The organism is Frankia sp. CcI156, from assembly GCF_001983015.1.
GTDB lineage: Bacteria > Actinomycetota > Actinomycetes > Frankiales > Frankiaceae > Frankia > Frankia casuarinae.
Genome location: NZ_MOMD01000068.1, coordinates 1 through 2,024, shown reverse-complemented (window position 1 = coordinate 2,024; position 2,024 = coordinate 1). Strand labels below are relative to the sequence as shown.

At 68.3% G+C, this 2,024-nt stretch carries 2 protein-coding genes and 1 pseudogene; 1 reads left to right on the top strand and 2 read right to left on the bottom strand.

The window, feature by feature from the left end:
- Positions 1-189 (bottom strand): annotated as a pseudogene (locus CcI156_RS26355) (hypothetical protein); the annotation flags it as partial.
- 85 nt (positions 190-274) lie between these two features.
- On the bottom strand, positions 275-1,012 hold the full coding sequence (locus tag CcI156_RS20510) for a hypothetical protein (protein WP_371681831.1): 738 nt from the start codon (positions 1,010-1,012) through the stop codon (positions 275-277).
- Positions 1,013-1,737: 725 nt separating this feature from the next.
- Here CcI156_RS20510 and CcI156_RS20505 point away from each other — a divergent pair.
- The coding region (locus CcI156_RS20505; RefSeq protein ID WP_139341558.1) for a transposase at positions 1,738-2,024 on the top strand (287 nt) is incomplete at its 3' end.

The following is a 2,024-nucleotide window of genomic DNA, read 5'->3' as shown; positions in this document are numbered from 1 at the left end:
GCGACCGGCGCCACCAGCGCGGCCGGTGCGGCCGGCTCGACTACCGGCACGACCGGCACCACCCCGACGCGACCGGCGCCACCAGCGCCACCAGCACCACCCCGACGCGACCGGCGCCACCAGCGCCACCAGCACCACCAGCGCGGCCGGCGCGACCGGCACGACCAGCGCGGCCGGTGCGGCCGGCACGACCAGCGCGGCCGGTGCGGCCGGTGCGGCCGGAACGCGGTGGAGCCTCCGAGCTGGGTTGCTCGGAGGCTCCGGGCGGGTGGTCTCAGTCGTCGGTGTGGTGTTCGCGGTGGGGTCGGTCGCGGTGGGTGAGGTTGCGGCGGATGTCGTCGCAGCGGTTGGTGAGTTCGCGTGCTTCCGCGAGTGCGGCGTCACGGGTTTTGATCACGGCGCGGCGTGATCCGTACTTGCCGCCGTAGGTCTGCTGGGSGACGGTGGCGAGTAGTCCGGCGCGTCCAAGATCTTCGGCGTGKCCTGCCAGGTGGAGGAGCTGCCGCAGGGTGGGGAAGTCGCGTCCGTCTTCCCACGCCATCGCGAAGATCACGTTGGAGAGTCCGGCGAGATAGGTCACCGACGCCAGATGCTCGGCCTGCCGTCGGGCCGTGTCGGGGTTGTCGGCGTCGGGGGTGGTGCGATGGGGGCGGTAGCCGTTGCGCTGGGCGGCGTCGTGGACCGCCCAGCGGCGGATGACGGCACGGTTCACGACGGAGGTCTCGCCGTCCTGGGTCTGGTACTGCCACCCGTCGGGTTCCCGGGTGGTGACGTTCAGGGAGGCGACGGCGCAGTTCCGGATGATCGTCCCGAGCCGACGGGCGTAGATCAGTACCGCGTCCTGGGCGATGTCGTCGGACACGTCGTCGCTGCCGTAGGTGCCGAATCCGTCCCGGGCGATGGTGGCGCTGCCGTCGGCGCGCTTGCGGGAGCGGGATGCGTCGACCTTCCGGCAGTGGCGGTGTGCGTGGTCGACGATCGCGGCCCAGTCCGCTTCGGTGACACGCGCCATGTCCTCAGCCGTGGCGGACTGGGCGGGAACGATCGACGGAATGTCCCGGGAAAAGAATGAGGAAAAGAAGTCATGCGACATGGAGGACTCCATGTGAGTGGGGGATTTAGCGCCGCGCGCCGGGCGCAACGCGCCGATAACTAATAATCCCTCCACGCACCCAAGGGATCAATACCGTCGGGCGATTATTTCTAGGATTTTTGGGCAATCCGGCAATCATATTTCCGCAGATCGGAGACCAATCCCCGCAAGTCGACAAACGGCAGGGGTGTAAGTCGCAAAAAGAATGCAAGCACGAAAGAATAGGCCGAGCGAAATGCAAAGGAAGGGTCGCGTGGGGAATTCAGGTATTCGTGGAATTCTAGTTGAATGCGCCTATCTGAACGGCGGCTGTCGGGACCCGTGGGCCTGGAGCGGCCCGACTATCATCCAGGGCTCCTGGTAGCCAGTCGGGCTGTTCTTGGGCGGTGCCAGCGGGCCCCTAATGGGACATACCGGGCAGCCGTGAGGCAGGCTCGGTTCCGGTAGCCGCCAGCAGGTGAGCACTCGAGGCCCCTGGACGCAGGACGAGTCCTAAGGTCAGAMCGTGCCCCTGYCGGTGGTCGRGAGAGYGGACYACAGATGGGATGTCGTGCCCRCTGATCGTGGCGTGAGCACTTGACCATTAGGGCGTGGTGGATCTCCTGGAGGCTGCCGGACCTGGTGCCGAGAGACGGGAGACCCGGATGCTGTTCGTCGGTGACGACTKGRCRCAGGACCACCACGATGTGGAGGTGCAGGACGAGACGGGTCGGCGACTGGCGAAGGGCCGGCTGCCGGAGGGCGTGGCCGGGATCGCCCGGCTGCACGCGCTGATCGGGCGGCACCTGGCCGAGGACGCCGGCCCGGAGCAGGTCGTGGTCGGGATCGAGACCGACCGCGGCCCGTGGGTGCGGGCGCTCGTCGCGGCGGGCTACCAGGTGATCGCGGTGAACCCGTTGCAGGCGGCGCGGTACCGGGAGCGGTACTCGAC